Origin of the sequence: Streptomyces aureocirculatus (assembly GCF_000720475.1) — a bacterium.
Classification (GTDB): Bacteria; Actinomycetota; Actinomycetes; order Streptomycetales; family Streptomycetaceae; genus Streptomyces; species Streptomyces aureocirculatus.
In genome coordinates, this window is sequence record NZ_JOAP01000021.1 from 35,679 (window position 1) to 61,822 (window position 26,144).

At 69.8% G+C, this 26,144-nt stretch carries 28 protein-coding genes; 20 read left to right on the forward strand and 8 right to left on the reverse strand.

Annotation, left to right across the window (positions count from 1 at the left end):
- The first annotated feature begins 80 nt into the window (after positions 1-80).
- Entirely contained in the window at positions 81-602 is a 522-nt protein-coding gene (locus IG78_RS0120290) for a hypothetical protein (RefSeq protein WP_051852797.1), read from the forward strand.
- 125 nt (positions 603-727) lie between these two features.
- Here the strand turns inward: IG78_RS0120290 and IG78_RS0120295 are convergent, their stop codons facing one another.
- Genes IG78_RS0120295 through IG78_RS0120305 form a run of 3 tightly spaced genes read right to left on the reverse strand, consistent with a single transcriptional unit; the run spans position 728 to position 3,147 of the window.
- Entirely contained in the window at positions 728-1,261 is a 534-nt protein-coding gene (locus IG78_RS0120295; RefSeq protein ID WP_225882129.1) for a GNAT family N-acetyltransferase, read from the reverse strand.
- Between the two features lie 45 nt (positions 1,262-1,306).
- Positions 1,307-2,182, reverse strand: a complete 876-nt coding sequence (locus IG78_RS0120300; protein WP_030565223.1) for a serine hydrolase — start codon at positions 2,180-2,182, stop codon at positions 1,307-1,309.
- On the reverse strand, positions 2,179-3,147 hold the full coding sequence (locus IG78_RS0120305; protein ID WP_107054965.1) for a LysR family transcriptional regulator: 969 nt from the start codon (positions 3,145-3,147) through the stop codon (positions 2,179-2,181). The genes IG78_RS0120300 and IG78_RS0120305 overlap by 4 nt, the downstream gene beginning before the upstream one ends.
- An 85-nt stretch (positions 3,148-3,232) precedes the next feature.
- Here IG78_RS0120305 and IG78_RS0120310 point away from each other — a divergent pair, with 85 nt between their 5' ends.
- Positions 3,233-4,705 carry a peptidoglycan D,D-transpeptidase FtsI family protein gene (locus IG78_RS0120310; RefSeq protein WP_030565227.1) on the forward strand — a complete coding sequence of 491 codons (1,473 nt, stop codon included), beginning with the start codon at positions 3,233-3,235 and terminating at the stop codon, positions 4,703-4,705.
- A 10-nt stretch (positions 4,706-4,715) separates the two neighbouring features.
- Here IG78_RS0120310 and IG78_RS0120315 read toward each other — a convergent pair whose 3' ends face one another.
- On the reverse strand, positions 4,716-5,312 hold the full coding sequence (locus tag IG78_RS0120315; protein WP_078965292.1) for a hypothetical protein: 597 nt from the start codon (positions 5,310-5,312) through the stop codon (positions 4,716-4,718).
- 209 nt (positions 5,313-5,521) lie between these two features.
- Here IG78_RS0120315 and hemL point away from each other — a divergent pair, with 209 nt between their 5' ends.
- From hemL to IG78_RS0120365, 10 genes are all read left to right on the forward strand, one after another.
- On the forward strand, positions 5,522-6,856 hold the full coding sequence (gene hemL, locus IG78_RS0120320) for a glutamate-1-semialdehyde 2,1-aminomutase (RefSeq protein WP_030565236.1): 1,335 nt from the start codon (positions 5,522-5,524) through the stop codon (positions 6,854-6,856).
- Positions 6,853-7,548 carry a histidine phosphatase family protein gene (locus IG78_RS0120325; RefSeq protein WP_030565238.1) on the forward strand — a complete coding sequence of 232 codons (696 nt, stop codon included), beginning with the start codon at positions 6,853-6,855 and terminating at the stop codon, positions 7,546-7,548. Before hemL ends, IG78_RS0120325 begins: the two co-directional genes overlap by 4 nt.
- A gap of 295 nt (positions 7,549-7,843) precedes the next feature.
- Positions 7,844-9,169 (forward strand): polysaccharide deacetylase family protein, encoded by a 1,326-nt coding sequence (locus tag IG78_RS0120330; RefSeq protein ID WP_225882128.1) that lies wholly within the window; start codon positions 7,844-7,846, stop codon positions 9,167-9,169.
- Between the two features lie 88 nt (positions 9,170-9,257).
- Entirely contained in the window at positions 9,258-9,902 is a 645-nt protein-coding gene (locus IG78_RS0120335) for a TlpA family protein disulfide reductase (protein WP_030565242.1), read from the forward strand.
- Between the two features lie 97 nt (positions 9,903-9,999).
- Entirely contained in the window at positions 10,000-10,737 is a 738-nt protein-coding gene (locus IG78_RS0120340) for a cytochrome c biogenesis CcdA family protein (protein WP_030565244.1), read from the forward strand.
- 3 nt (positions 10,738-10,740) lie between these two features.
- Positions 10,741-12,645, forward strand: a complete 1,905-nt coding sequence (gene resB / locus IG78_RS0120345) for a cytochrome c biogenesis protein ResB (RefSeq protein ID WP_030565247.1) — start codon at positions 10,741-10,743, stop codon at positions 12,643-12,645.
- The gene (gene ccsB / locus IG78_RS0120350; protein WP_030565256.1) at positions 12,642-13,784 is read left to right on the forward strand and encodes a c-type cytochrome biogenesis protein CcsB; all 1,143 of its coding nucleotides are present in this window, start codon (positions 12,642-12,644) and stop codon (positions 13,782-13,784) included. Before resB ends, ccsB begins: the two co-directional genes overlap by 4 nt.
- Before the next feature lie 128 nt (positions 13,785-13,912).
- Entirely contained in the window at positions 13,913-14,515 is a 603-nt protein-coding gene (locus IG78_RS0120355) for an RNA polymerase sigma factor (protein WP_030565258.1), read from the forward strand.
- Positions 14,512-15,459 (forward strand): CU044_5270 family protein, encoded by a 948-nt coding sequence (locus IG78_RS0120360; RefSeq protein WP_030565260.1) that lies wholly within the window; start codon positions 14,512-14,514, stop codon positions 15,457-15,459. Before IG78_RS0120355 ends, IG78_RS0120360 begins: the two co-directional genes overlap by 4 nt.
- A gap of 71 nt (positions 15,460-15,530) precedes the next feature.
- Positions 15,531-16,064, forward strand: coding sequence for an SRPBCC domain-containing protein (locus IG78_RS0120365; RefSeq protein WP_030565262.1), 534 nt, complete (start codon positions 15,531-15,533; stop codon positions 16,062-16,064).
- Here IG78_RS0120365 and IG78_RS0120370 read toward each other — a convergent pair.
- Positions 16,051-16,971: an isopenicillin N synthase family dioxygenase gene (locus IG78_RS0120370; RefSeq protein WP_078965298.1), complete on the reverse strand. Its 921-nt coding sequence runs from the start codon at positions 16,969-16,971 to the stop codon at positions 16,051-16,053. The genes IG78_RS0120365 and IG78_RS0120370 overlap by 14 nt on opposite strands.
- A gap of 238 nt (positions 16,972-17,209) precedes the next feature.
- Complete coding sequence (locus tag IG78_RS0120375) at positions 17,210-17,500, reverse strand: PLDc N-terminal domain-containing protein (protein ID WP_030565266.1); 291 nt, start codon at positions 17,498-17,500, stop codon at positions 17,210-17,212.
- Between the two features lie 100 nt (positions 17,501-17,600).
- Between IG78_RS0120375 and IG78_RS0120380 the strand changes: the two genes are divergently transcribed.
- The 3 genes from IG78_RS0120380 to IG78_RS0120390 are packed head-to-tail and all read left to right on the forward strand — an operon-like array spanning position 17,601 to position 20,690.
- Complete coding sequence (locus tag IG78_RS0120380; protein WP_030565268.1) at positions 17,601-19,052, forward strand: menaquinone biosynthesis decarboxylase; 1,452 nt, start codon at positions 17,601-17,603, stop codon at positions 19,050-19,052.
- A complete protein-coding gene (gene mqnP, locus IG78_RS0120385; RefSeq protein WP_030565270.1) occupies positions 19,049-19,954 on the forward strand; it encodes a menaquinone biosynthesis prenyltransferase MqnP in 906 nt (301 codons plus the stop codon). Before IG78_RS0120380 ends, mqnP begins: the two co-directional genes overlap by 4 nt.
- 43 nt (positions 19,955-19,997) lie before the next feature.
- On the forward strand, positions 19,998-20,690 hold the full coding sequence (locus tag IG78_RS0120390) for a UbiX family flavin prenyltransferase (RefSeq protein ID WP_030565271.1): 693 nt from the start codon (positions 19,998-20,000) through the stop codon (positions 20,688-20,690).
- Here IG78_RS0120390 and IG78_RS52165 read toward each other — a convergent pair.
- Positions 20,687-20,812, reverse strand: a complete 126-nt coding sequence (locus IG78_RS52165) for a hypothetical protein (RefSeq protein WP_263972723.1) — start codon at positions 20,810-20,812, stop codon at positions 20,687-20,689. The genes IG78_RS0120390 and IG78_RS52165 overlap by 4 nt on opposite strands.
- A gap of 137 nt (positions 20,813-20,949) precedes the next feature.
- Here IG78_RS52165 and IG78_RS0120400 point away from each other — a divergent pair, with 137 nt between their 5' ends.
- The 4 genes from IG78_RS0120400 (at position 20,950) to IG78_RS0120415 (ending at position 24,774) form a co-directional block, all read left to right on the forward strand.
- Complete coding sequence (locus tag IG78_RS0120400) at positions 20,950-21,405, forward strand: Lrp/AsnC family transcriptional regulator (protein WP_030565272.1); 456 nt, start codon at positions 20,950-20,952, stop codon at positions 21,403-21,405.
- 61 nt (positions 21,406-21,466) lie between these two features.
- A complete protein-coding gene (mqnE, locus tag IG78_RS0120405) occupies positions 21,467-22,630 on the forward strand; it encodes an aminofutalosine synthase MqnE (RefSeq protein ID WP_030565274.1) in 1,164 nt (387 codons plus the stop codon).
- 94 nt (positions 22,631-22,724) lie between these two features.
- Positions 22,725-23,018 carry a DUF4229 domain-containing protein gene (locus IG78_RS0120410; protein ID WP_030565276.1) on the forward strand — a complete coding sequence of 98 codons (294 nt, stop codon included), beginning with the start codon at positions 22,725-22,727 and terminating at the stop codon, positions 23,016-23,018.
- 427 nt (positions 23,019-23,445) lie between these two features.
- Positions 23,446-24,774 (forward strand): dicarboxylate/amino acid:cation symporter, encoded by a 1,329-nt coding sequence (locus IG78_RS0120415; RefSeq protein WP_030565278.1) that lies wholly within the window; start codon positions 23,446-23,448, stop codon positions 24,772-24,774.
- Positions 24,775-24,889: 115 nt separating this feature from the next.
- Here IG78_RS0120415 and IG78_RS0120420 read toward each other — a convergent pair whose 3' ends face one another.
- Positions 24,890-25,132 carry a chaplin gene (locus IG78_RS0120420; RefSeq protein WP_030565280.1) on the reverse strand — a complete coding sequence of 81 codons (243 nt, stop codon included), beginning with the start codon at positions 25,130-25,132 and terminating at the stop codon, positions 24,890-24,892.
- Positions 25,133-25,526: 394 nt separating this feature from the next.
- On the opposite strand from IG78_RS0120420, the gene IG78_RS0120425 reads away from it, so the two are divergent.
- A complete protein-coding gene (locus IG78_RS0120425) occupies positions 25,527-26,144 on the forward strand; it encodes a TetR/AcrR family transcriptional regulator (protein ID WP_030565282.1) in 618 nt (205 codons plus the stop codon).

The following is a 26,144-nucleotide window of genomic DNA, read 5'->3' on the forward strand; positions in this document are numbered from 1 at the left end:
GGGGTTTTTGGGGGTCCGGAGCGGCGCCGGGTGGCATACATGACGGTGGTCTGTATCGAACGTTCTAGTCAGTGCCGGTCATGGTTGCCGGGGCGGGCCGGTTCGTGTGCGTCGTGGAGGTTGTCGTGCGGGTGCTCTGTGTGGGGGCCGTGGTCGTGGCGGCCGTGCTGGGCGGGAGCGGAGGTGCGGTCGCCGGTGGGGGTGGTGCGGGCGCGGAGCCGGAGGCCGACGTGGCCTATCACGGGCGCATCGCCATGACCCGCGGGCTCGCGGCGGTCTCGCTGACGCCGGAGAACCACGGGCCCGACGACGTCCCCGGCGCCACGGTCAGGCTCGTCTGGTCCGTGCCGCTGGAGGACGGCGTGCGCCTGCCGGGAGCCTGCGTGCGGTCGGGCGAGCGGGGCGTGCTGTGCCGCACGGGGGCGCTTCCCGCGGGCTGGCAGGGGGAGCGGCTGCACCTCGCCGTGCGGCTGCGGGGCGCGCCGCGCGAGGTCACGGTGACGGTGGGCACCGTCTGGAACGGTGGTGCCGTCGACCTCAATCCGCGGAACAACGAGCATGCGGTGCTCGTCCTCGACTCCGGGGACTCGTACTACTTCTGACCCCCCGTACTACTTCTGACCCCCGTACTACTTATGGCCCTCGTACTACTGCTGCCCCCGGGGGGACCCTTGACCTCCCGGCCGGTCGGCCGCCCGTTCCGGCCGCTGCTCAAGGCTGCTCCCGGCTACCCCTGCGTCAGGTCGATCCGCCAGTCGTTGCAGCGCATCCAGTGGCCCTTCGGGTACTCCATCTCCTCCTCGCCGAGCAGGACGAAGCCCGCCTTGCGGCACACCCCGTTGGACGCGGCGTTGTCCACGGAGGGGAACGCGTGCAGGTGGCGGTGCGTGCCCGCGCCGCGGGCCGCGGCCACCACCAGGCGTACCGCCGCGCCCGCGATCCCGTGGCCCTGGGACTCGGGCAGCACACCCCATCCGGCCTCCCAGACGTCCTCGCCCCGGTGGGTGGTCTCCCAGAAGCCGACGATCCCGGCCGTCTTCTCCCCGGGGCCCGCCACGATCCGGAACATCCGGCCGCTGCGGCCGCCTTCGAGTCCCAGATAGCGCCGGTGCCGGTCGAGGAGCTTCTCGTCGGGCTCGGGACCGCCCAAGTGCGCCGTCATCTCGGGTGCGTTGTGCCGTACGAGCAGGTCGAAGTCGTCCTTTGACCAGGGCACGAGCCGGACGTCCTGTGCTGGTGCTCTTTCCAGGTCTCTCGCCATCCCCTCACGGTAGGCGCAGGGTCTGACAATCCCGCTCCGCCCGCCTCACCCCGCCGCCCGCAGCGCCTCCACCGCGATGCGTGCCGCCGTGCCGATGACGGCGTCCGCCGACGGCAGGGTGGCGGCGGTGCGGGCGGCGCGGGTGAAGACGGCGACGGCGTAGCGGCCGCCGTCGGGGTACTCGACGACGCCCACTTCGTTGCGCAGCGTCGGCAGGCTGCCGGTCTTGCCGGCGACGTGGACGTCGTCGAAGGGGAAGCCCGCGGCCAGGCGGTGCGGCCACACCTGGAGGCCGAGGACGCGGCGCATGGCCGCGCCGTGCTCGGGGGTGCAGGCCTCGTCCCGCCACAGGGCGCGGAGCAGGCGGGTCATGTCGCGGGCCGTGCTGTGGTTGGAGCGGGCCGGGTCCAGGGCGCGGAGCCGGGCGATGACGTAGGGGTCGGTGAGGGCCTGGGCGCCGCCGGGGCCCGCGTCCTCGCGCATGGACTCGAACATGGCGCGGAAGGTGTGCAGGGCCCGGGTGCGGGTGAGGCCGAGGCGGGCGGTGGTGGCGTTCACGGCGTCGAGGCCGACGCGGCTCAGACAGAGTTCGGCGGCGGTGTTGTCGCTGACGGCCATCATCAGATAGGCCGCGTCGCGCAGGGACATCCGGACGGGGTCGAGCATCGCGGAGAGCCCGGTAGGACCCGAGGCGCGCCCGTCAGGGGGGCACTCGACCTGCTCGGTGAGGTCGACGAGCCCGGCGGCGGCCTGTTCGTGCAGGGTGATCAGGACGCACAGCTTGTGGACGCTCGCGGTGACGACGGCCTGGTCGGCGCCGGTGCCGAGTTCGGCGCCCGAGTCGATGTCGAGCGCGTGCAGCTTGCCCGTGACGCCGGCCTCGGCGAAGGCCTCCTGGATGCGTGTGGGGGTGTTGGTCACAGCCAGTACTCCGCGGTAGGGCGCAGATGGAGTGGGCGCGCGGGCGTGTCGGCGGTCACGGCGGCGGTGCTGTGCAGGGCCCGCGTGACCGCCTGCGCGAAGGTGCTCACGGCGGCGTCACCGCGCCCCTTGGGCCAGGCGACGGAGTGCCGCCAGGCGAGCGGGGCGCCCGCGAGTGGCCGCCAGACGAGGTCGGGGTCCTGGTCGGCGGCGGGTGCGGGGTGGGCGTCCTTGGGCCCGAAGGCGACGGCGTGCGAGGACAGGATCAGGCCGCGGACGAAGCTGGCGCCCTGGCCGTGCCGGACGGCCGTCGGGGTGTAGCCGTCGCGGGCGCAGGTGGTGAGCAGGTCGTCGTGCAGGGCCGGGGCGGCGCTGCGGTGGAAGAGGACCAGGTCGTAGCCGGTGAGCGCGGTGAGCGGCACCTCGGCGAGCGCGGCCGCGGGGGCGTCGCGCGGCAGCAGTACGCCCATTTCGCGGCGCAGTACGGGGCCGAGTTCGAGGCCGGTGACGTCGCAGGGGTGGTGGATGAGGCCGACGTCGAGGTCGTGGGCGGCGAGCTGGGCGAGCTGCTGGGCGGTGGTGAGTTCGCGCAGTTCCAGTTCCACGCCGGTGCCGTGGGCGCGGAAGCCGTCGAGGAGGGCGGCGACGGTGTCGCCCGCGATGTCCGGCGGGAGCGCGGCGCGCAGCAGTCCGCTCTCGCCGTCCCGGATGCGGCGGGCGGTGGCGAGGAGCGCCTCGGAACGGCCGAGCAGTTCGCGGGCGTCGTCGAGGAGGAGGGTGCCGGCCTTGGTGATCGTCACCTGGCGGCTGGTGCGCTCGAAGAGCCGTACGCCGAGGTGGCGCTCCAGGCGCTGGATGCGCTGCGACAGGGGCGGCTGCGCCATGCCGAGACGCTCAGCGGCCCGACCGAAATGTGACTCTTCTGCAACAGCCACAAAGCACTCCAAGTGCCTTATCAGGTCCACGAGCAGCAACGATATCGCGGATTGATGGATGGGCCAGTGATATGGAACTTGGACACGGGAGGCGGGGTGCTGTTCTGTTCGGCGCATGAACAAGACCGTCCGCCGTGCCGCCGTCTTCTGCGGTGTCCTCGTCCTGGCCCTGCTGATACGCGCGACCTGGGTGCAGTTCGTGCGGGGCGACGCCCTCGCCGAGCACGACATGAACCGGCGCGTGAAGATCGACACCTTCGCCCAGCCGCGTGGCGACATCATCGTCGGCGGCCGGGCGATCACCGGCTCCGTGCCGACGCCGGGATCGGACTTCAAGTACAAGCGGGTCTACAAGGACGGCCCGATGTACGCGCCGGTGACCGGCTTCTTCTCGCAGAGCCAGGGGCAGACCTTCCTGGAGGGGGTGCACGACGACCTGCTCAGCGGCAAGGACAGGCGGCTGCTCGGCTCGCCGCTCGACACGCTGACGGGGGAGCGCCCGGCAGGCGGTGACGTGATCACCACCATCGACCCGAAGGCGCAGCGCGCGGCGTACAAGGGGCTGACCGATCTGAACGCCAAGGGCGCGGTGGTCGCCCTCGACCCGCGCTCCGGCAGGATCCTGGCGATGGCGAGCACGCCTTCGTACGATCCGTCGGTGTTCGCGGGGATCTCGGGCAAGGACGGGGCCGCGTTCAACAAGCTGAACGAGGACAAGCGCAAGCCGCTGAACAGCCGGGCGTTCCGCGAGACGTATCCGCCGGGCTCGACGTTCAAGATCCTCACGGCGGCCGCCGCCCTGGAACACGGCACGGTCACCGACATCGACGCGTCGTCGAGGGCTCGCGCCCCCTACCGGCTGCCGCTCAGCTCCACGACGATCGGCAACGTGGTGCCGGACTCCATGTGCGACAAGGTCTCCATGAAGACCGCGATGCAGTGGTCGTGCAACAACGTCTTCCTCGACGCCGCGCTGAGGACGGGCAAGGACGACATGCGGGAGACGGCGGAGAAGTTCGGCTTCAACGAGGAGCAGTTCATGCCGGTGCGTACGGTGCCGAGCGCGTACCCCGAGAAGCTGGACAAGCCGCAGACCGCGCTGACCGGCATGGGGCAGGGCAGCGTCACCACAACGCCGCTCCAGATGGCCATGGTCACCGCGGGCCTCGCCAACGACGGCAAGGTGATGAAGCCGTACCTGGTCAAGGAGTTGCGGGGCTCCGACCTCTCCATGGTGGCGAAGACCGAGCCGCAGGAGCTGAACCGGGCCGTCTCGGAGTCCACCGCGCGCAAGGTCCAGGAAATGATGGAGCACACCGTGACCGACGGCACCGGCGACAAGGTGGCGATCGAGGGCGTCACGGTAGGCGGCAAGCCCGGCACCGCGCAGCACGGCACGAACGTGCGCGACGAGCGCCCGTACGCGTGGTTCGTCTCCTACGCCAAGCAGTCCGACGGCCAATCACCGGTGGCCGTCGCCGTCCTGGTCGACCCGCAGGACATGGACATCTCCCGCTCGGAGATCGCGGGCGGGAAGCTGGGGGCGCCGATCGCGAAGGCGGTGATGAAGGCGGTGCTCAAGCGGTGACGGGGGCGGCCTAGGGCCACACCAGGCAGTACGCCTGGTGTCCCGCGTCGTGCAGCCGGTGGCTGAAGTCCTGCCACTCGTGCAGGAGTTGGTAGACGTTGAAGGCGTCCCGGGGGCCGCCGCGGTCCGGGACCGTCGACCAGATGAAGGCCGCCGCGCCGACCGATTCCTCGCCGACGCCGCGCAGCGGGTCGACGACCGTCATGGGGAGCTTGACGACGGCGTAGTCGGGGTGCAGGACGACGAGTTCCAGCGGGGGCACCTTGTGCAGGGGTATGCCCTCGATGCCGGTGAGGACCATCGCGGCCATCGTCTCCGGCTTGATCTTGGTGAACATGCCGCCCATGCCCAGCTCGTCGCCGCCGAGCTCCTCGGGGCGCATCGAGATGGGGACCCTGGCCGCGGTGGCGCCGTCGGGGGCGCCGAAGTATTTGTACGTCACCCCCACCCCGCCGCTCCTGATTCCCGACCGGTCACGCTCCACCCTGTCCGGCGTCCGCTGCTCGGGGGCCGGGACCGCCTCTGCCTCTCGCCGGTGCTTGCCCCGCCGGGCACGCCGGGGGACCGGGCCGTCGGTCCCCTCGCCCAGTCCGCCACCGCGCTGCATATCTCCACCCGACTGCTTTTCTAAGGCGCGTGGACCCTGCCGCGCAACCCGATCATCGTGTCAGTGACCTCCCCCACGGTCACCCGCCGAAACGTGGGGTGAAACACCAGTCCACGGGATTTTCACACCCGCCGCCCCCAGGCTGGGGCGACAGCGCCGAAAGCCGCCGCGCGGGAGGCCCGGCCACGATGTCCGGACCCTCTGACACCATGGTTCATGTGAGCTTCCCGTATAGCGCCCCAGTTTCGCAGACTCTTTTCGACCGTGCGGCGGCCGTGACGCCCGGCGGTGTGAACTCGCCCGTGCGCGCCTTCCGCGCGGTGGGCGGTACGCCCCGTTTCACGGTGTCCGGTACCGGTCCGTACCTGACGGATGCCGATGGACGCGAGTACGTAGACCTCGTGTGTTCCTGGGGTCCGATGATCCTCGGGCACTCCCACCCCGAGGTCATCGCGGCCGTCCAGGAGGCCGTCGCCCGCGGCACCTCCTTCGGCACGCCCGGCGAGGGCGAGGTCGCCCTCGCCGAGGAGATCGTCGACCGGGTCGCCCCGGTCGAGCAGGTCCGGCTCGTCTCCAGCGGCACCGAGGCCACGATGTCCGCCATCCGGCTCGCCCGCGGGTTCACGGGCCGGGCCAAGGTCATCAAGTTCGCCGGCTGCTATCACGGGCACGTGGACGCCCTGCTCGCCGCCGCCGGTTCGGGCGTCGCGACCCTCGGCCTGCCGGACACGCCCGGTGTCACGGGCGCCCAGGCGGGCGACACCATCGTCCTTCCGTACAACGACCTGGAGGCCGTGCACGAGGCCTTCCACACCCACCCCGGCGAGATCGCCTGTGTGATCACGGAGGCGTCGCCGGGGAACATGGGCGTGGTGCCGCCGCGGCCCGGCTTCAACGAGGGCCTCAAGAGCGCCTGTGCGAAGAACGGCGCGCTGTTCATTTCCGATGAGGTCATGACCGGATTCCGTACCAGCAAGGCGGGTTGGTTCGGTGTCGACGGGGTGACCCCGGACCTGATGACCTTCGGAAAGGTCATGGGCGGTGGATTTCCCGCCGCCGCATTCGGTGGCCGCGCCGATGTCATGGGGCATCTCGCGCCGGTGGGCCCGGTTTATCAGGCGGGCACGCTGTCCGGGAATCCGATCGCGACGGCCGCCGGTCTCGCGCAGTTGCGGCTGCTCGACGACGCCGCGTACGAGAAGGTCGACGCCGTCTCCCTCGAACTGCGCGGACTCGTGAGCGACGCACTGCGCAAGGAAGGCGTGGCGCACCGGGTGCAGAACGCCTCCAATATGTTCTCCGTGTTCTTCACCGACCGTGAGGTGCGCAATTACGAGGACGCCAAGGGGCAGGAGTCGTTCCGCTTCACCGCGTTCTTCCACTCGATGCTGTCGCAGGGCGTGTATCTGCCGCCCTCGGCCTTCGAGTCCTGGTTCGTCTCCACCACCCATGACGAGCGTGCCGTCGAGCGCGTCGCGGCCGCCCTGCCGGCCGCCGCCCGCGCGGCCGCCGAAGCCACGAACTCCCCGGAGGGCTCCGCATGACCGCGGCCGGCAAGCGTGACCAAGAGCTGACCGTCGTCCACCTCATGCGCCACGGCGAGGTGCACAACCCCGACGGGATCCTGTACGGGCGGCTCGACGGCTATCACCTCTCCGACCTCGGCCGCCGGATGGCCGACCGGGTCGCCGAGCACCTCTCCTCGCGGGACATCACGCACGTCGTGGCGTCGCCGCTCGACCGGGCCCAGGAGACGGCGACACCCATCGCCAAGGCGCACGCTCTCGACCTCGCCACCGACGGGCGCCTGATCGAGGCCGAGAACGTCTTCGAGGGCAAGACCTTCGGCGTCGGCGACGGCGCCCTGAAGAACCCGGACAACTGGAAGCACCTGGTCAACCCGTTCAAGCCGTCCTGGGGCGAGCCGTACATCGACCAGGTGGTGCGGATGATGGGCGCGCTCGACGCGGCCCGGGACGCGGCCCGCGGGCACGAGGCCGTGTGCGTCAGCCATCAGCTCCCCATCTGGATCGTGCGCAGCTATGTGGAGAAGCGCCGGCTGTGGCACGACCCGCGCAAGCGGCAGTGCACGCTCGCCTCGCTGACGTCGTTCACCTATCGCGGCGACAAGATCGTATCCGTGGGTTACTCGGAACCTGCCCGAAATCTTGTCCCTAAGCACCTTCTCGCGGGCGCCAAACCGGTGAAGGGGAAGAGCAAGGCTTTTGGCGCCTGACTCTTCTGACGCCGCGACACTTCTCACACTGCCGACTGCGCTGACTTTCCGTAGCGACCCGGTCACGAAAAGGCGGGCACTTCTCCCTTAACACGGAGAAGTGCCCGCCTTTTCGCGCCCTGTGTGCCTGCTGTGTGCGCCGGGTAATGGCGCGAACACCCTATGACGCCGAATGTCTTCCCTCTGTAATAAGGCCCATATCTGTATCCCTGTTCGGAACCCCGCCGCACGTCGCACCCTCTAAGGAGTTGTCCTTCCGCCGGGGAGGACCGAAGGCACGACGAATGGGGTTGGAATGCGCGACGACAGCCGCACGGATATGGGCGACGGAGCGTCCGCAACCGGCCGGGCTGCCATGAGTCGCCGGGGTGCCATCGGCCTGGGGGTCGGCGCCGCGGCGGCCTTCGGCCTGACCGCCTGCGGCTCGGGTTCCGGTGACTCCGGGTCCGGCTCCGGTTCCGGTGGGGACCAGGCGGAGGCCGGGAAGCCGGGCAAGCCGAGCCGTCCCGCGAAGCCCATCGGCGACGGTTCCACGGCCTACACGGGCAAGCAGCCGAACCAGCCCGAGAAGCCGCGCCCCCTGGAGCCGGGCGAGACGCCCCCGCAGTTCGTCGTGTTCTCCTGGGACGGCGCGGGCGAGGTCGGCAACGGTCTGTTCCCGCGCTTCCTGAAGCTCGCCGAGGAGCACGACGCGCGGATGACGTTCTTCCTCTCCGGGCTCTATCTGCTCCCCGAATCCAAGAAGCGGCTCTACCGGCCCCCGAACAACAACGTGGGCGCCTCCGACATCGGCTACCTCACGGACGGCCACATCAAGGAGACGCTCAAGTACGTGCGCCAGGCATGGCTCGAAGGCCATGAGATAGGCACCCACTTCAACGGGCACTTCTGCGCGGGCACCGGCACGGTCGGCAACTGGACGCCCGCCCAGTGGCAGTCCGAGATCGACCAGGCCAAGTCCTTCGTGACGAAGTGGCGCACGAACACCGGCTGGAACGACCTGCCGCCGCTGCCCTTCGACTACGAGAAGGAGCTCGTCGGCGGCCGCACGCCCTGCCTGCTCGGCCAGGACAACCTGCTGCCGACGGCCAAGAAGCTCGGCTGGCGCTACGACGCGTCCTCGCCCGGCGGCCGCCAGATGTGGCCCGACAAGAAGATGGGTATCTGGGACCTGCCCCTGCAGCAGATACCGTTCCCGGGCCACTCCTTCGAGGTCCTGTCGATGGACTACAACATCCTCGCCAACCAGTCGAAGAACTCCACGAAGGCCCCGGCGCACAACTACCCGGGCTGGCGCAAGCAGGCCACCGAGGCCTACCTCTCGGGCTTCAAGCGCGCCTACGAGTCCAACCGCGCCCCCTTCTACATCGGCAACCACTTCGAGCAGTGGAACGGCGGCATCTACATGGACGCCGTCGAGGAGGCCCTCAAGGGCATGGCCGGCAAGAAGGACGTACGCCTGGTCTCCTTCCGGCAGTTCGTGGACTGGCTCGACGTGCAGAAGCCGGAGGTCCTCGCCAAGCTGCGCGGCCTCCAGGTCGGGCAGCAGCCGACCGGTGGCTGGAAGAGCTTCCTCGGGGGCGCCTCGTCCGACAGCCGTACGGACGCCGAGAAGGACTGAAGCCGTCCGGGCCCCTGTCTGAAAAGGGGCTTTCCGGTTCCGCGGGGGGCGTCGAAGATCCTCGAATCGGGCATGCGAAACTTTTCACATGAGTGCCGCCTGCCGCGCCCCCCGCAGCCCGAACCGCAGCCTCCGCCGAAGCGTCCGCAGCCGCCGCAGTCGAGCGGCACTCCTCGCGGCGGGCGCCGCGGCCCTCGCGCTGACCCTGTCCGCGTGCGGCTCGGGCGGCACGTCCGGCGGCTCCGGCAAGACCAACTTCATCACCAGCAAGGACGGCATCTCCACCGCCAAGAAGGGCGACCGGCACGACGCGCCGGTCATCGACGGCGAGACCCTCGACGGCGAGAAGCTGAGCATCGACGACTACAAGGGCAAGGTCGTCGTCCTGAACGTCTGGGGATCGTGGTGCCCGCCGTGCCGGGCGGAGGCGCCGAACTTCAAGAAGGTCTCGGTCGCCACCAAGGACGACGTGCAGTTCGTCGGCATCAACGCCCGCGACCCGGAGAAGGGCCCGGCGATCTCCTTCGAGAAGGACTACGGGATCGGCTATCCGAGCCTGTACGACCCGATGGGCAAGCTGATGCTGCGCTTCCCCAAGGGCACGCTGAACCCGCAGTTCATCCCGTCCACCGTCGTCATCGACCGGGACGGGAAGATCGCGGCGCGCTCCCAGCAGCCCCTCAACGAGGAGAAGCTGCGCAAGATGGTCGACCCCCTGATCGCGGAGAAGTGATCGCGTGTCCGCCCTCCTGACCGCGGTCCTCGCCGATCCCGCGACCGCGCACGGCGCCGCCGCACACGCCACCACGCTCGCCGCCCAGCCCGGCGAGATCAACCAGACCGTGTACAGCGGCACCCTCGCGCTCGCCCTGCCGATCGCGCTGCTCGGCGGTCTCGTCTCCTTCTTCTCGCCCTGCGTGCTGCCGCTCGTGCCCGGCTACCTCAGCTATGTCACCGGCGTCAGCGGCACCGACCTCGCCGAGGCCAGGCGCGGGCGGATGGTCGCGGGCGCCGGGCTCTTCGTCCTCGGCTTCACCGTCGTCTTCGTCTCCACCGGCGCCCTCTTCGGATACTTCGGGCAGAACCTCCAGGACCACCAGAGCGTCATCAACAAGGTCCTCGGCGTCCTGATGGTCGTGCTCGGCCTGTTCTTCATGGGTCTCATGCCCTGGCTCTCGCAGCGCGAGTTCCGCTTCCACAAGAAGCCCGCCACCGGGCTCGTGGGGGCGCCGCTGATCGGTGCGCTCTTCGCGGTCGGCTGGGCGCCGTGCGTGGGGCCGACGCTCGCGTCCGTCAACGCGCTCGCGATCGACCAGGCGACCGCCGGACGCGGCGCCATACTGAACGTCGCGTACTGTCTGGGACTCGGACTGCCGTTCATCTTCGCCGCGGTCGCCTTCCGCAAGGCACTCGGCGCCTTCGGGTGGGTCAAGCGCCATTACGTATGGGTGATGCGCGTCGGCGGCGTGATGATGATCGCGACCGGCCTGCTGATGCTGACCGGTGTCTGGGAGGACATCGTGCAGGAAATGCAAGTCTGGTCCAGGGGCTTCACGGTGGGGATCTGATCCATGAGCAACACCACGACCGACACCGACGCGCAGGCCGCGGGCCCCGACGGCCAGGACGACCTCGGCGCCGCGGGCGCGCAGCTTTCCACCGCGCCCCTCGACGAGGCGGCGGCACCGGGCGGCGGGCGCGGCGTCGCCGGTCTCGGCGTCATCGGCTGGATCCGCTGGTTCTGGCGGCAGCTCACCTCCATGCGGGTGGCGCTCCTGCTGCTCCTGCTGCTCTCGCTCGGCGCGATCCCCGGCTCGCTGATCCCGCAGCAGGGCACCGACGAGCTGAAGGTCCAGGACTTCAAGGACACCCACACCACGCTGGGGCCGATCTACGACAAGCTCGGGCTCTTCCACGTCTACAGCTCGGTGTGGTTCTCCGCGATCTACATCCTGCTCTTCGTCTCGCTCATCGGCTGCATCGTGCCGCGCACCTGGCAGTTCGTCGGCCAGCTCCGCGGCCGCCCCCCGGCCGCCCCCGGGCGGCTCACGCGGCTGCCCGCGTACGCCACCTGGCGCACCGGAGCGAGCCCGGACGAGGTCCACGAGGCCGCGCACGGCCTCCTGAAGCGGCGCCGCTTCCGTTCGCACCTGGTGGGCGGCTCCGTCGCCGCCGAGAAGGGCTACCTCCGCGAGGCCGGCAACCTGGCCTTCCACGTCGCGCTGATCGTGCTGCTGATCGCGTTCGCCGTCGGACAGCTCTTCAAGTCCGAGGGCGGCAAGCTGATCATGGAGGGCGACGGCTTCTCCAACACGCTCTCGCAGTACGACGACTTCAAGTCCGGCAGCCTCTTCGACACCCAGGAACTCGCGCCCTTCAGCTTCAGGCTCGACCGCTTCGAGGGCTCGTACGAGATGACGGGCCCCGAGCGCGGCACGGCACGTACGTACCGCGCCCACGTCACCTACAGCGAAGGCGCCCACGGGCCCGAGAAGAAGAAGACCATCGAGGTCAACAAGCCCCTTGAGGTCGACGGCTCGAAGGTCTACCTCATCGGCCACGGCTACGCGCCCACCGTCACCGTCCGCGACGGCAGGGGCAAGGTCGTCCAGCGGGTCTCCGTGCCGCTCCTTCCCATCGACTCCATGGGCACCGCCACCGGCGCCATCAAGATCCTCGACGGGTACCGCGACAAGAACGGCAAGAAGGAACAGCTCGGCTTCAACGCCTTCTTCGTGCCGACCTTCGCGGGCGAGGGCAACGGGCAGATGTTCTCCCAGTTCCCCGCGCCCTTCAATCCGCGGCTCGCGCTTTCGGCGTACCACGGCAGCCTCGGCGTGGACTCCGGTGTTCCGCAGAACGTGTACCAATTGGACACGCGGAAGATGCAGAAGTTCGAGGACGCGAAAGGTGAGCTGCTCAAGAAGCGGCTGAAGATCGGCGAGACCATGAAGCTGCCGAACGGCGCCGGTTCGATCACCTTCGAGAAGGAGCTCAAGCAGTGGGCGACCTTCCAGATCTCGCAGGAGCCGGGCAGCGGCTGGGCCCTCGGCGGCGCGATCACCGCGATCGCCGGGCTCGCCGGGTCCCTGTTCATCCAGCGCCGGCGCGTGTGGGTCCGGGCTACGGTCGCCCCTGACGGGGCCACCGTCGTGGAGATGGCGGGCCTCGGCCGCAGCGAGTCCGCGAAGCTCCCGGAGGAGCTCGCGGCGCTGGCCGCGGACCTGCACGAACGCGCGCCCAGCAGCCCTGACGCCGCCACTGACGGCGCCGAAGCCGCCGAGCCCGAAGCCGCCGAGCCCGGCGGCACGGTGACCGCCGCCGAGCCTGACGCCGCCAAGGCTGACGCCGCGAAGCCTGACGCCGCCAAGGCTGACGCCGCCAAGCCTGACGCGGCCAAGCCCGACGCAGTCGAAACCCCCGCCGACCCCGACCCCACCCCCGATGTTGTTCCTGCCGAAGGGGCTGAGAAGTGACTCTCGCCACCACCCTCGCCGCCGCGCCGAACGAGGATCTCGCGCACACCAGCAATGTGCTGATCTACTCCGCGATGGCGGTCTATCTGCTCGCCTTCTTCGCGCTGATGGCGGAGTGGCTGTTCGGCAGCCGCAGCAAGGTCGCCCGTACGGCCGCCGCGCTCACCGCCACGAAGGAAGCCGCACAAGCGGCGCCGGGCGCCGCCAAGGCGTCCGCGCCCGGCGTCACCGTGCGCACCAAGGGCGGCACGGCCACCCTGGAGCGCCCGAAGAGCGAGCGGGCGGCCGCGCCGAAGGTCGTCACGCGGGCCGTCGCGGGCAGCCGTGACGTACCGGACGGCCCCGGCGCCGCGGCGGGCGACGAACAGGGCGACCTCTACGGCCGCATCGCCATCTCCCTGGTCGCGCTCGGGTTCCTCATCGAGGTGGGCGGTGTCGTCACCCGCGCCCTGTCGGTGGAGCGCGCGCCGTGGGGCAACATGTACGAGTTCAACATCACCTTCTCCACGGTGGCCATCGGCGTCTTCCTCTCGCTGCTCGCCCTGCGGAAGAACGTGCGCTGGATCGGCCTCCCGCTGGTCACCACGATCCTGCTCGACCTCGGGCTCGCGGTCACGGTCCTGTACACCGACTCCGACCAGCTCGTCCCGGCGCTGCACTCGTACTGGCTGTGGATCCACGTCTCCACGGCGATCTTCTGCGGCGCCGCGTTCTACGTGGGCGCGGTCTCCACGACGGCGTACCTGTTCAAGGACAGCTACGAGGCCAAGCTGCAACGCGGTGAGACACCGGGCCGGTTCGCGACCTCCGTCCTCGAGCGGCTGCCCGCGGCTGCCTCGCTCGACAAGTTCACGTACCGCATGAACGCGGCGATCTTCCCGCTTTGGACGTTCACGATCATCGCCGGTGCCATCTGGGCGGGCGACGCGTGGGGCCGCTACTGGGGCTGGGACCCCAAGGAGGTCTGGTCGTTCATCACATGGGTCGCCTACGCCTGCTATCTGCACGCCCGCGCCACGGCGGGCTGGAAGGGCCGCAAGGCCGCCTACCTGGCCCTGATCGCCTTCGGCTGCTGGCTGTTCAACTACTACGGCGTCAACATCTTCGTGAGCGGCAAGCACTCGTACGCGGGGGTCTGACCCCACGGCTGCCAGAGGCCGGTTCCCGTGACCCAGGTCACGGGAACCGGCCTCTGTCGTGGGGACAGACAAGGGGCGTGGAGACGAATCAGGGGGACCCAGGGGAACTGAAGGAGCACCGTGAGCGCATGCGGGCCCTGCGCGTCCGGATCAGGGACGGGGACGCCGACGCGTTCGGGGAGGTCTTCGACGCCTACGCGCGCTCCGTCTACAACCACGGCTACCGGCTCACGGGGGACTGGTCGACGGCCGAGGAGATCGTCTCGCTGACGTTCCTGGAGGCCTGGCGGCTGCGGGCCAGGATCGAACCGGACGGGGGATCGGTGCGGCCGTGGCTGCTCGGGATCGCCACCAACGTGACGCGCAACCAGCGCCGCGCCGCCCGCAGGCACGCCGCCGCCGTCGCCCGGATGCCGCGCGACGGGCCCGTCGCCGACTTCGCCGACGAGGTCGCCGGGCGCCTCGACGACGCCGGGCAACTCGCCCTCGTCGAGGCCGCGCTGCGGGGGCTGCGGCGCCCCGAGCGGGAGGTGCTCGCGCTCTGCGTGTGGTCGGGGCTCGGCTACGAGGCCGCGGCGGACGCCCTCGGCATTCCGGTGGGGACGGTGCGCTCACGGCTCTTCAGAGCCCGTACAAAACTCGCGAAAGCCATGGAACCGGCCGCCGGGCGCGGACAGGTGAGAGGTGACCGCACCACCGCGGTCAGGCCCATCCAGGAGGGAAACCGATGAAGTCCGAGACCGACTTCCCGTCTCCGAGTGAGCGGGACCTCCCGCCGGGCCGTCACCTTCTGCTCAAGGAGCACCTGATGACCGAGATCCGGCAGTCCGAGGAAACCGGGGTCTCCGCGGCCCCCGCCCCGCGCCGCCGTCCGTGGCTGCGGCCCGCGCTCGTGGCGGGCGCCGCGGCCGCCGCCGTCGCGGCGGGCCTGCTCGTCGCATCGCCGTTCGGCGGTGAGGCGGCGCAGGCCGGGCCGCCGTCGAAGGAGACGGTGGCGATGCTGAAGGACATCTCGGCGGCGGCCGGGAAGCGGGACGTACCGAAGGGCATCCGCGACGATCAGTTCGTGTACATCAAGACCAAGGAGAGCTACATGTCGTCGGGAAGCGACGAGAAGTCGCGGATCACCCCCCCGCACCTCAGGGAGTGGTGGCAGTCCGTGGACGGCAAGCACACCGAGGTCATCCACGACCCGGTCGACGGCTTCGACAACGAGCGCATGCCGCCGGACCTGCCCCTGGTCGAGGGCGACAAGCACTACCGCAGCCTCCAGAAGCTGCCGACCGACGCGGTCAACATGCGGGACTGGCTGTACCGCGTGGCCAGCGGGGGCGAGGGCGACGACCAGAACGCCTTCGTGCTCGTCGGCGACCTCTGCGGCGGCCTGATGCCGCCGGAGCAGGGCGCCGCCCTCTTCCTCGCCGCGTCGAAGATCCCCGGCGTCGAGGTGATCGACGACGTGGCCGACGCGGCCGGGCGGCACGGGGTGGCCATCGCCCGTGAGAACGACGGGGAGCGGCAGGAGCTGATCTTCGACAAGGAGACCAAGGAGTTCCTCGGTGAGCGGCAGGTCGCGGTGGAGGACCTGCCGACCGGCTTCGAGAAGGGCACGGTGACCGGGCACAGCGCCGTTCTGGAGCGGAAGGTCGTCGACAAGGCGGGCGTACGCCCCTAGTCGCCAAGTCACCCCTGGCGGATCTGCCACGGGTACGTGACCCGCGCGGCCATGTGCGTAAGGCTTGGCCCATGAGCGATGCCAGCGACATCATCGGGTGGGGTACGAGCCGGAGCGAGGGGGACACGCACACGCTCCACTGGGTGCTGCGCCTGCCGCACCGGTGGGAGCCGGTCTGGGCGGCGGTGGCCACCCCGGAGGGACTTCCGGGGTGGCTCGCCGCCGCCGACGTGCTGGAGCCGCGCCTGGGCGGGGAGGTGACGCTGCGCTGGCTGAACACCGGGGACCCGGCGGTGGCGACGCACTCCGGGCACATCACGGCCTGGGACCCGGGCGTCGTCGCCGAGTACACGATCGACCTGCACGGGCGGTGCCGGTTCCACCTGGAGCACGCCGGGGACACCGGGACGACGCTGCGCTTCACCAACGAGCTCACCGGTGACGACTCTTTCCGGCTCGACTGCCTCGCCGGGTGGCACGACCACTTCGGGTTCCTGGTGGACGCGCTCGCCGGGCACCCGAAGGACTGGTCGACGTGGAACCTCGACCGGTGGCGTGCGCTGCGGGCGGAGTACGCCGCCCGGCAGCCGCTCAGTTCACCGTGATCGCGTCCAGTTGCGCCCGCAGGTAGACGTGCGAGTCGACGCCGCGCACATCCGTGCCCGGGTCGCACTCGTAGAAGTACACCAGCGACATCAGTTCCTCGGTGGGCGCGTCCGGATGCGGCGGGAGCACACGGTGGCGGCCCGAGCGCCAGCGGCCGCCGGTCCAGCGGGCCATCAGGTCACCGATGTTGACGGTGAACGCCGCCGGGTCCCAGGGCGCGTCCTGCCAGCCGTCGGCGTCCGTGAAGACCTGGAGCCCGCCCCGCCCCGCCTGCCGGTCGAGGACCGTGACCGTGCCGAAGTCGGTGTGGGCGCCGATGCGGAACTGGCCCGGTTCGGGTGCGCCGAGCGCTTCCAGGGCCGGGTACCAGTTGATGTTGAAACCCCAGGTGGAGTGGCCCGTGTGCCGGGTGAAGAAGTCCTCGGGCTCGCCGAGCACGACGGCGAGCAGTTCGAGGATCTCGTCGGAGAGTGTCCGCATCCGCGTCAGGTACGTCTGTACGGCGTCCCGGAGCGCGGGCACCTCCCTCGGCCAGGTGTTCGGCGCGAACCACTCCGCGTCCACGGCCGCGTCGCCGGTCGGTTCGTCCGCCGCGAACGAGAGGGACTCCTTGAGGTCGGGCGGGGAGGGGGCGCCCTCGGCGTAGCTGTTGGCCTCCGCGCCCGGGGCGAGCCAGCCGCGGGCTCCGACCTTTACCGCGTAGGGCTCTTTGGCGGGGGGTGGGAGGCGGAAGAAGGCGCGGGCCTCCTGGCGGATGGCCGCGCGCAGTTCCGGTGCCACTTCGTGGCCGGTGATCAGGAGGAATCCTGCTGTGCGGAGGGACTCGTCGACCGACGTGGCGATCTTGGCGCGGGTCTCCGGGGGGCCGGAGCGCCAGGCGCGCAGGTCGACGGTGGGGATCGTCATGGTTCCCATGGTGCCCTCGCGGGGCGCCCCAGACCCGCCCCTTCACCGTAACCATGGGGCTGTGCCCCCTGGACCCCCCTATCGGCGCTTCGCGCCTCGTCCTCAAACGCCGGACGGGCTGCAATCGTGCTGGAACTTCGCCTGTGGGTGGGGAAAAAGCCCGTCCGGCGATTGAGGACAAGGCGCGGAGCGCCGGAAGCAGGGGGAACGGGGGCGCAGCCCCCATAGGCCCCCCGGCTCAAAGGTCGTCGCGGTCCTTGTTCAAGCCCTTGAGGAAGTCGGGGTTGTCGTCGGGGGCGACCCACCCCCCGGCCCGGCGCCCCCCACCCCCACCCCCGGCGGGCCTACGCTTCTTGCCGGTGACGAACCACGCGATCGGCCCGAGCAACACCTCGCCGAAGAGAAGGACGATGATGACCCACGCCACCTTCGGCAGGTGGCGGACTTCCTTCTCCGGGGTGTTCAGGACGTCGATGAAGGCGTAGATCCACACGGCCAGGACCAGCAGGAACGGCAGATACCTGAGCATGTGTCGGAGATCCCCCAAGGAACGGAGTGCGGGCGTCGGCACCCGGCCGGTGCGCCCCCGGTGACGGGGCCAGGGTAGCCGGTGACCGATACTTGACCGCATGGCTTATGACGATCTCCGCTCTCTGCTCCGGGCCCTTGAGCGCGAGGGCGATCTCAAGCGCATCAAGGCCGAGGTCGACCCGTATCTGGAGGTCGGCGAGATCGTCGACCGGGTGCAGAAGGCGGGCGGCCCCGCGCTGCTTTTCGAGAACGTCAAGGGCAGCGACATGCCGCTCGCGATGAACGTCTTCGGCACGGACCGGCGGCTCCTGAAGGCGCTCGGCCTGAAGTCGTACGGCGAGATCGGCGAGAAGATCGGCGGGCTGCTCAAGCCGGAGCTGCCGCACGGCTTCGTCGGGGTGCGCGAGGCCTTCGGGAAGCTCGGCGCGATGGCGCACGTACCGCCGAAGAAGGTGAAGGACGCGCCGGTGCACGAGGTCGTCCTTCGCGGCGACGACGTGGACCTGGACCGGCTCCCGGCCCTGTTCACCTGGCCGAAGGACGGCGGGTCCTTCTTCAATCTGGGGCTCACGCACACCAAGGACCCGGAGAGCGGCGTCCGCAACCTCGGGCTCTACCGGCTCCAGCGGCACGACAAGCGCACCATCGGCATGCACTGGCAGATCCACAAGGACAGCCGCAACCACTACCAGGTGGCCGCGCGGCGCGGGGAGAAGCTGCCGGTCGCGATCGCCTTCGGGTGTCCGCCCGCCGTCACGTACGCGTCCACGGCGCCGCTGCCCGGCGACATCGACGAGTATCTGTTCGCGGGGTTCCTCCAGGGCAAGCGGATCGAGATGGTCGACTGCAAGACGGTGCCGCTCCAGGTGCCCGCGCAGGCCGAGGTCGTCATCGAGGGCTGGCTGGAGCCCGGTGAGATGCTGCCGGAGGGGCCCTTCGGCGATCACACCGGCTTCTACACGCCGCAGGAACCGTTCCCCGCGCTGACCATCGACTGCGTGACGATGCGCAGGCGGCCGCTGCTCCAGTCCATCGTCGTGGGGCGGCCGCCGACGGAGGACGGCCCCCTCGGCCGGGCGACCGAGCGGTTCTTCCTGCCACTCCTGAAGATCATCGTGCCGGACATCGTGGACTACCACCTGCCCGAGTCGGGGGGCTTCCACAACTGCGCGATCGTGGCGATCGACAAGAAGTACCCCAAGCACGCGCAGAAGGTCATGCACGCCGTCTGGGGCGCGCACATGATGTCCCTGACCAAGCTGATCGTCGTGGTCGACTCCGACTGCGATGTGCACGATCTGCACGAGGTCGCGTGGCGCGCGCTCGGGAACACCGACTACGCCCGGGACCTGACGGTGGTGGAGGGCCCTGTCGACCACCTCGACCACGCCTCCTACCAGCAGTTCTGGGGCGGCAAGGCGGGCATCGACGCGACGAGGAAGTGGCCCGAGGAGGGCTATACGCGGGACGGGGGGTGGCCGGACATGGTGGAGTCCGATCCACAGACGGCGGCGAAGGTCGACCGGCGCTGGCGGGAGTACGGCCTGTGAGTTCCGCATCCGCCGCGCTGCCGCAGCAGCCGGGACGCACCAAGGCCTTCCTGCGCCTTGTCATGATCGAGCACTCCGTGTTCGCGCTGCCCTTCGCCTACATCGCCGCCCTGACCGCGATGTTCCAGTGGGACGAGAACATCCACTGGGGCCGGCTGCTGCTCGTCACGATCTGCATGGTCGGCCTCCGCACCTTCGCCATGGCCGCGAACCGGATCATCGACCGCGAGATCGACGCCCGCAATCCGCGCACCGCGCACCGCGAGCTGGTCACCGGCGCCGTCAGTGTGAGGTCCGCCTGGACCGGTGCGCTGATCGCCGTCGTCGTCTTCCTGGGCTCCGCCGCCCTGCTCAACCCGCTGTGCCTGGCCCTCGCGCCGATCGCGGTGGTGCCGATGGTGGTCTATCCGTACGGCAAGCGGTTCACCAACTTCCCGCAGGCCATCCTGGGCATCGCGCAGGCCATGGGGCCGATCGGCGCCTGGCTCGCGATCACCGGCGAGTGGTCGTGGACGGCGGTGATCCTCGGCCTCGCGGTGGGGGTGTGGATCGGCGGCTTCGATCTCATCTACGCCTGCCAGGACGTGGAGACCGACCGGGAGGTGGGTGTCATGTCGGTGCCCGCGCGGTTCGGGATCCCGGGTGCGATCTGGGGGGCCCGCGCCTGCCATCTGGTGACGACGGCCCTGTTCGTCTGGTACGCGCTCGTCACCGACGCGGGCGCTTTCTTCTGGCTCGGGCTGCTGATCGTCGCGGGCGCTTTTGTGTACGAACACACCCTTGTGCGCCCGCACGACCTCTCCCGCCTCAACCGCGCCTTCTTCCAGGTCAACGGCTTCATCGGAATAGCGCTCTTCGTCTGCGCGCTGCTCGACCTGTTGGTGCGGGGCCTCACAGTCTGAGGGCCCGGGGCGGGCCCGTACGGCCGGGGATAGGCTTCACGGTGTGAACGCAGGAGATACGCAGCGTAGGCCTTGGATCGTGGGGGTGTCCGGCGCTTCCGGTACGCCGTACGCCGCCTCGGTGCTGCGGGCGCTGCTCGCGGCCGGGGAGAGCGTGGACCTCGTGGTGTCGCGGGCCTCGCGTCTGACGCTGCTCGACGAGACGGGCATCTCGTTCCGGGACGCGCACTGGCGCGACGACCTGGCGGAGTGGCTGGCGCGCGGCGCCGACGGCAAGCCGGGGACGTTCGCGGTGCGCGTGGACGACGTGCGGTACTGGGCGGCCGGGGACCTCGCGGCGGGTCCGTCATCGGGTTCGTACCCGGCGAAGGGGATGCTGATCGTGCCGGCGTCCACGGCCTGTGTGGCCGGAGTGGCGCTCGGGCTCTCGAAGGACCTGCTGCAGCGCTCGGCGAGCGTGACGCTCAAGGAGGGCCGCCGCCTCGTGGTCTGCGTACGGGAGACGCCGCTGGCGGGGCAGACGCTGAAGCACCTGGTGAGCCTGGACGAGGCGGGCGCGGTCGTGCTGCCCGCCTCGCCGGCGTTCTACGCGGGGGCGACGCACATCCAGGATCTGGTGGACTTCGTCGCGGGGCGGGTGCTCGATGCGGCAGGGGTGCCGCACACGCTGTACCGCCGGTGGAAAGGGGAGCTGGGAGGCGGCTCCCGTGAGCCGTACTCCCCGCGGAGCGGTTAGCGCTTCTTCGCGGCGCGCTGCTTCTTGGCGCGCACGGCGGTGGCGGGCTGGTGGGCACGCGAGCGGTTGGCCAGGTCCTGCAGCTCACGCATACGGGCGTAGGCCATCTCGATCGTGTACACGGAAACACTCCTGAAAGTTCGAAGGATCGTCGTTGATCGGCTGAGTTTTCGGAAGATTCGCAGGGTCTAGACCCTGTTACGCCTTAGATTCTACACGTAGACTCTCGAAAACGCTAAATAATGAAAGGCTTCGCCCTATGGACGCCGTGGACAGGCAGCTCATCCAGGCTCTGCGCGAGAACGGCCGCGCCTCCTACGCCGAGCTCGGGCGCCTCGTCGGCCTCTCCGGCCCCAGCGTCACCGACCGCATCAACCGCCTGGAGGCGGCCGGCGTCATCACCGGCTACCGCGCGACGGTCGACTCCGCCTCCCTCGGCCTCGGCGTCATCGCGCTGATCGGCATCTCCCTGTCCGACGCCGCCGACCACGAGGACGTGGCCCGGCGCCTTCGCGACCTGCACGAGATCGAGGACTGCTGGTTCATCGCGGGCGACGACTCGTACATGCTCAAGGTGCGCGCCTCCGACGTGGACGGCCTGGAGAAGACCATCCGCAGGCTCAGCGGAACGCGCGGCGTCTCGCGCACCCGCACCACGATCGTGCTTTCCACCAAGTGGGAGAACCGGGTCGGGGAGCTCCCCGAAGAGGTCTGAGAGCCAGGGAGTACGGTGGGGCGGGTCTGTCGCAGGTCGTCGGAGAGATAGAGGTACGGCAATGGACGCAGGGCTCAAGCGCGACCTTGAGGAGAAGGTCCGCTCCGGGGAGCGGCTGTCCCGCGAGGACGGCATCGCCCTGTACGAGTCCGACGACCTGGCCTGGCTCGGCGGTCTCGCCCACGAGGTGCGCACCCGCAAGAACGGTGACGTCGTGCACTTCAACGTCAACCGGCACCTCAACATGACGAACGTGTGCACCGCCTCCTGCGCCTACTGCTCGTTCCAGCGCAAGCCGGGCGAGAAGGACGCGTACACGATGCGCATCGAGGAGGCGGTGAAGCTCGCCAAGGCGATGGAGGGCGAGAACCTCACCGAGCTGCACATCGTCAACGGCCTGCACCCGAACCTGCCGTGGCGCTACTACCCGCGCTCCCTGCGCGAGCTGAAGGCCGCCCTGCCGGACGTCTCCCTCAAGGCCTTCACGGCCACCGAGATCCACCACTTCGAGACCATCTCCAAGCTGAGCGCGAGCGAGATCCTCGACGAGCTCATCGACGCCGGTCTGGAGTCGCTGACCGGCGGCGGCGCGGAGATCTTCGACTGGGAGGTCCGGCAGCACATCGTGGACCACCGCACCCACTGGGAGGACTGGTCCCGCATCCACCGGCTCGCCCACGAGAAGGGTCTGAAGACCCCGGCGACGATGCTGTACGGCCACATCGAGGAGCCCCGGCACCGCGTCGACCACGTGCTGCGGCTGCGGGAGCTCCAGGACGAGACCGGCGGCTTCCAGGTCTTCATCCCGCTGCGCTACCAGCACGACTTCGTGGACGTGAAGGACGGCAAGGTCCGCAACAAGCTCCAGGCCCGCACGAAGATGGCCTCCGGCGCCGAGGCCCTGAAGACCTTCGCCGTCTCCCGGCTGCTCTTCGACAACGTGCCGCACGTCAAGGTCTTCTGGGTCATGCACGGCGTGGCGACCGCACAGCTCGCCCTCCAGCACGGCGCCGACGACATGGACGGCTCCGTCGTCGAGTACAAGATCACCCACGACGCGGACAACTTCGGCACGCCGAACAAGCTGACCCGGGACGATCTGCTCGACCTCATCCGCGAGGCGGGGTTCCGCCCGGTCGAGCGCAACACCCGCTACGAGGTGATCCGCGAGTACCCCGGTCCCGACCGGGAACTCCGGGAGTCGCCGCAGCCGATGCGGTTCTGATCCGTATCCAGCCCGTCCGCACCCCCCTCCTGCTCGTCCGGGCACCCGTGCTTCACTGGAGAGGCTCCTTTTCGGAACGGAAGAGTGGATTGACATGCTCCGCTACACGCTGATGCGACTCGGGATCTTCGCGGGCTGCTTCTTGGTCGTCTGGGGCCTCGTCTACTCCGGCATCGTGCCCCGCGGTCTCGGCGGGTCCAACCTGCTGTGGGTGGCCCTTCTCGCCCTGGTGATCTCCGCGCCGATCAGCTTCGTCGTCCTGCGCAAGGAGCGCGACCGCGCGTCGGAGAAGGTCGTGGCCAAGGTCAACGACGTCAAGGCGGGCCTTGAGCGCAACCGTACGCAGGAGGACGTCGCCGACGACGCGGCGCGCACCGCGAAGCCGTAGCGCCCATGGACGGAATGCGTCCCACGAGCAGGACGCGTCCCACGAACGGGACGCGTCCCACGAACACGTCGCGTCCCACGGAAGCCTCGTAAGGTTCCTCACACACATCGAACCCCGGTAACGGAGCTTGTCGCTCCGGTACCGGGGTTTTGCCGTTCTTGAGACCCTTGAGGGCGCTCTACCTCAAACAAGGTCTTTGATGTACTCAAAGTTCAAGTGTTAACGTGTTCGACATGAAGACTGCAGCCGCGCACCGCACAGCCATGGGCACTCTGCTCGTGGCGCGCCTGCATGTCGATCTCTGCCGCTGCGTGTCCGCGGCCTGTCGCCGCGTCTGATTTCCCCGAACAGACCCCTGCAGCGGTGCCCGTCGGCCCTTCGCGGTCGCCGCTCCAACACGTTTCCCGTCATCACCCGGAGTGTGTCCGTGTCCGCGAATTCCGCGTCCCCCGTCGAGCCCGAGTCCGGGTTCCGGATACCGAAGTTCCTCAAGATCCCCTTCTGGGCCCAGATCCTCGGCGGTCTGGTCCTCGGTGTGCTGCTCGGCTGGCTCGCCCGCAGCCAGGACATCAGTTGGCTGGTCACCACCCTGTCGAAGGTCGGTGACACCTTCATCGGCCTCCTCAAGCTGGCCGTGGCCCCGCTGGTGTTCTTCGCCATCCTGATCTCGATCACCAACCTGCGGAAGGTCAACAACGCCGCCAGGCTCGCCACCCGCACACTGCTCTGGTTCATGATCACCTCGCTGATCGCGGTCGCGATCGGTCTGGTCATCGGCCTGGTCACCAACCCCGGCGCCGGTACGGGACTGACCCCGAAGGACGGCGCCAAGCCCGAGCACACGGGCTCCTGGATCGACTTCCTCACCGGCATCATCCCGACCGACGTCATCACGCCGTTCACCGAGCTGAACGTCCTCCAGATCGTCTTCATGGCGGCCGTCGCGGGTGTCGCCATCCTCAAGATCGGCGACGAGAAGGCCAAGCCGATCCTGGACCTCAGCGAGGCCGTGCTCGAACTGCTCCAGAAGGCCCTGTGGTGGGTCATCAAGCTGTCCCCGATCGGCACCGTCGGCCTCATCGGCTTCGCCATCGCCGACTACGGCTGGAACCTGATCAGCAAGTACGCGACGTTCACCGCCGACATCTACATCGGCTGCGCCCTGGTGCTCTTCGGCGTCTACCCGCTGCTGCTCGCCACCGTCGCCAAGGTCAACCCGTGGCAGTTCTTCAAGGGCGCCTGGCCGGCCATCCAGTTGGCGTTCGTCTCGCGCTCCTCGGTGGGCACGATGCCGCTCACCCAGAAGGTCACCGAGCGCCTCGGCGTGCCGAAGGAGTACACCTCCTTCGCGGTGCCGTTCGGCGCCACCACCAAGATGGACGGCTGCGCCGCCATCTACCCGGCGATCGCCGCGATCTTCGTCGCGCAGATCTTCGACGTACAGATGGGCGTCAAGGAGTACCTGCTCATCGCGTTCGTCTCGGTCGTCGGCTCCGCCGCCACGGCCGGTCTGACCGGCGCGACGGTCATGCTGACGCTGACCCTCTCCACGCTCGGCCTGCCCATGGAGGGCGTCGGTCTGCTCCTGGCCATCGACCCCGTCCTGGACATGATGCGCACCGCCACCAACGTGGCCGGGCAGGTCGTGGCGCCGCTGATCGTGGCCGCGCGGGAGAACATCCTCGACCGCGAGGCGTACGACAACGCCACCGCGTCGCCGGTGGACGAGCCGGGCGTGGCCCCCGCCGCCGCCTGACGTCCCCTGGCGGGGCATGTCCCCTGGTAGGGAAGTGCCCTGCTCACCGGGTTGAACGACGGGCCGAAGGCCGCCTCCGCACGGTGCGGAGGCGGCCTTCGCCGTGTCGGCCCGGCTAGTGGTTCTTGCAGGTGTTGTCGGTCGCCGGGTTGAGCAGGCCGACGATGTCGACGGTGGTGCCGCAGACGTTGGCGGCGACGTCGACCGGCACCTGCACCGCGTTGCCGGAGAGCACGCCACCGGAATTGGATATTCCGGCCGCGGCGTCGGGCTCGGGGTCCGCTGCCGCGGCGCCGGCCCCGCCGATGACGACGGTCGCGGCGAGGGCCGCTGCGGCGAAGAACGCACGCTTGCGCATGGGCTTACCTCCTGATGAGGGAAAGTCGGACGGTTTCGAGCCTCGTCCGGGCGCCGTCGCGGGGAAACAGCAGTGCTCCGTTCGGCCCAGGGGACCCGCTCGTCCGGGGGGATCTTCCTCGTGGAGGTTTCCCGCCGCCCGGTGATCTCCCGGTGATCTCCGGGTGTCCTACGGGTGGGGCGGAGCTCGCCGTACGCTGACCGGTGGACGGTTGGTGCGGAAGGCGGGGGCCGGAGTGGCGGATGTGAAGACCGTGCGGGCTGCGAAGGCTAAGAAGGCCGTGAAGACGGCCAAGCCTGCGAAGGCTGCGAAGGCTGCGAAGCCGGTGAAGGGCGCCAGGGCGGGGAAGGCGGCGGAGGCGAAGGGCGGGGACAGGGCGGTGCGGCAGAAACGGATGCCGCGTGCCGTGCGGGAGCGGCAGATGCTCGACGCGGCGGTGCGCACCTTCGGACAGCGGGGTTACCGCGCCGCGTCCATGGACGAGATCGCGGAGCTCGCCGGGGTCTCCAAGCCACTGGTGTATCTGTACCTGAACTCCAAGGAAGACCTGTTCACGGCCTGCATCCGGCGTGAGGCCGCGGCCCTCGTCGAGGCCGTACGTGAGGCCGTGACCCCGGACGCGCCCGCCGACCGCCAACTCTGGGACGGGCTGCGGGCCTTCTTCGCGCACACCGCCGAGCACCCCGACGCCTGGGCGGTGCTGCACAGCCAGGCCCGCACCGTCGGGGAGCCCTTCGCCGCCGAGGTCAACGTCATGCGCGAGGAGATCGTCACCTTTGTGACCGCGCTCATCGCCGCGGCCGCCCGTGCCGCCCACCACGACGCCGCGCTGCCCGACCGGGAGGTCGCGGGCCTCGCCCACGCGCTCGTGGGCGCGGCCGAGTCGCTCGCGGGCTGGGCCAACACGGAGGCGACCGTGTCCGCACACCAGGCAGCGGCGACGCTGATGAACTTCGCGTGGGCGGGCCTCGGCGACCTGATGGAGGGGCGCCCCTGGTCACCGCCCCGGTAG

Coding starts and splice junctions, on each gene's coding strand:
- IG78_RS0120375 (WP_030565266.1), bottom strand. CDS start 17,500: ATGCTCAGGTATCTGCCGTTCCTGCTGGTCCTGGCCGTGTGGATCTAC.
- IG78_RS0120335 (WP_030565242.1), top strand. CDS start 9,258: ATGAGTGCCGCCTGCCGCGCCCCCCGCAGCCCGAACCGCAGCCTCCGC.
- IG78_RS0120310 (WP_030565227.1), top strand. CDS start 3,233: ATGAACAAGACCGTCCGCCGTGCCGCCGTCTTCTGCGGTGTCCTCGTC.
- IG78_RS0120420 (WP_030565280.1), bottom strand. CDS start 25,132: ATGCGCAAGCGTGCGTTCTTCGCCGCAGCGGCCCTCGCCGCGACCGTC.
- IG78_RS0120315 (WP_078965292.1), bottom strand. CDS start 5,312: ATGCAGCGCGGTGGCGGACTGGGCGAGGGGACCGACGGCCCGGTCCCC.
- IG78_RS0120410 (WP_030565276.1), top strand. CDS start 22,725: ATGCTCCGCTACACGCTGATGCGACTCGGGATCTTCGCGGGCTGCTTC.
- IG78_RS0120425 (WP_030565282.1), top strand. CDS start 25,527: ATGCCGCGTGCCGTGCGGGAGCGGCAGATGCTCGACGCGGCGGTGCGC.
- IG78_RS0120325 (WP_030565238.1), top strand. CDS start 6,853: ATGACCGCGGCCGGCAAGCGTGACCAAGAGCTGACCGTCGTCCACCTC.
- IG78_RS0120360 (WP_030565260.1), top strand. CDS start 14,512: ATGAAGTCCGAGACCGACTTCCCGTCTCCGAGTGAGCGGGACCTCCCG.
- mqnE (WP_030565274.1), top strand. CDS start 21,467: ATGGACGCAGGGCTCAAGCGCGACCTTGAGGAGAAGGTCCGCTCCGGG.
- IG78_RS0120400 (WP_030565272.1), top strand. CDS start 20,950: ATGGACGCCGTGGACAGGCAGCTCATCCAGGCTCTGCGCGAGAACGGC.
- IG78_RS0120365 (WP_030565262.1), top strand. CDS start 15,531: ATGAGCGATGCCAGCGACATCATCGGGTGGGGTACGAGCCGGAGCGAG.
- hemL (WP_030565236.1), top strand. CDS start 5,522: ATGGTTCATGTGAGCTTCCCGTATAGCGCCCCAGTTTCGCAGACTCTT.
- IG78_RS0120380 (WP_030565268.1), top strand. CDS start 17,601: ATGGCTTATGACGATCTCCGCTCTCTGCTCCGGGCCCTTGAGCGCGAG.
- IG78_RS0120290 (WP_051852797.1), top strand. CDS start 81: ATGGTTGCCGGGGCGGGCCGGTTCGTGTGCGTCGTGGAGGTTGTCGTG.
- IG78_RS0120355 (WP_030565258.1), top strand. CDS start 13,913: ATGCGGGCCCTGCGCGTCCGGATCAGGGACGGGGACGCCGACGCGTTC.
- IG78_RS0120295 (WP_225882129.1), bottom strand. CDS start 1,261: ATGGCGAGAGACCTGGAAAGAGCACCAGCACAGGACGTCCGGCTCGTG.
- IG78_RS0120370 (WP_078965298.1), bottom strand. CDS start 16,971: ATGACGATCCCCACCGTCGACCTGCGCGCCTGGCGCTCCGGCCCCCCG.
- resB (WP_030565247.1), top strand. CDS start 10,741: ATGAGCAACACCACGACCGACACCGACGCGCAGGCCGCGGGCCCCGAC.
- IG78_RS0120330 (WP_225882128.1), top strand. CDS start 7,844: ATGCGCGACGACAGCCGCACGGATATGGGCGACGGAGCGTCCGCAACC.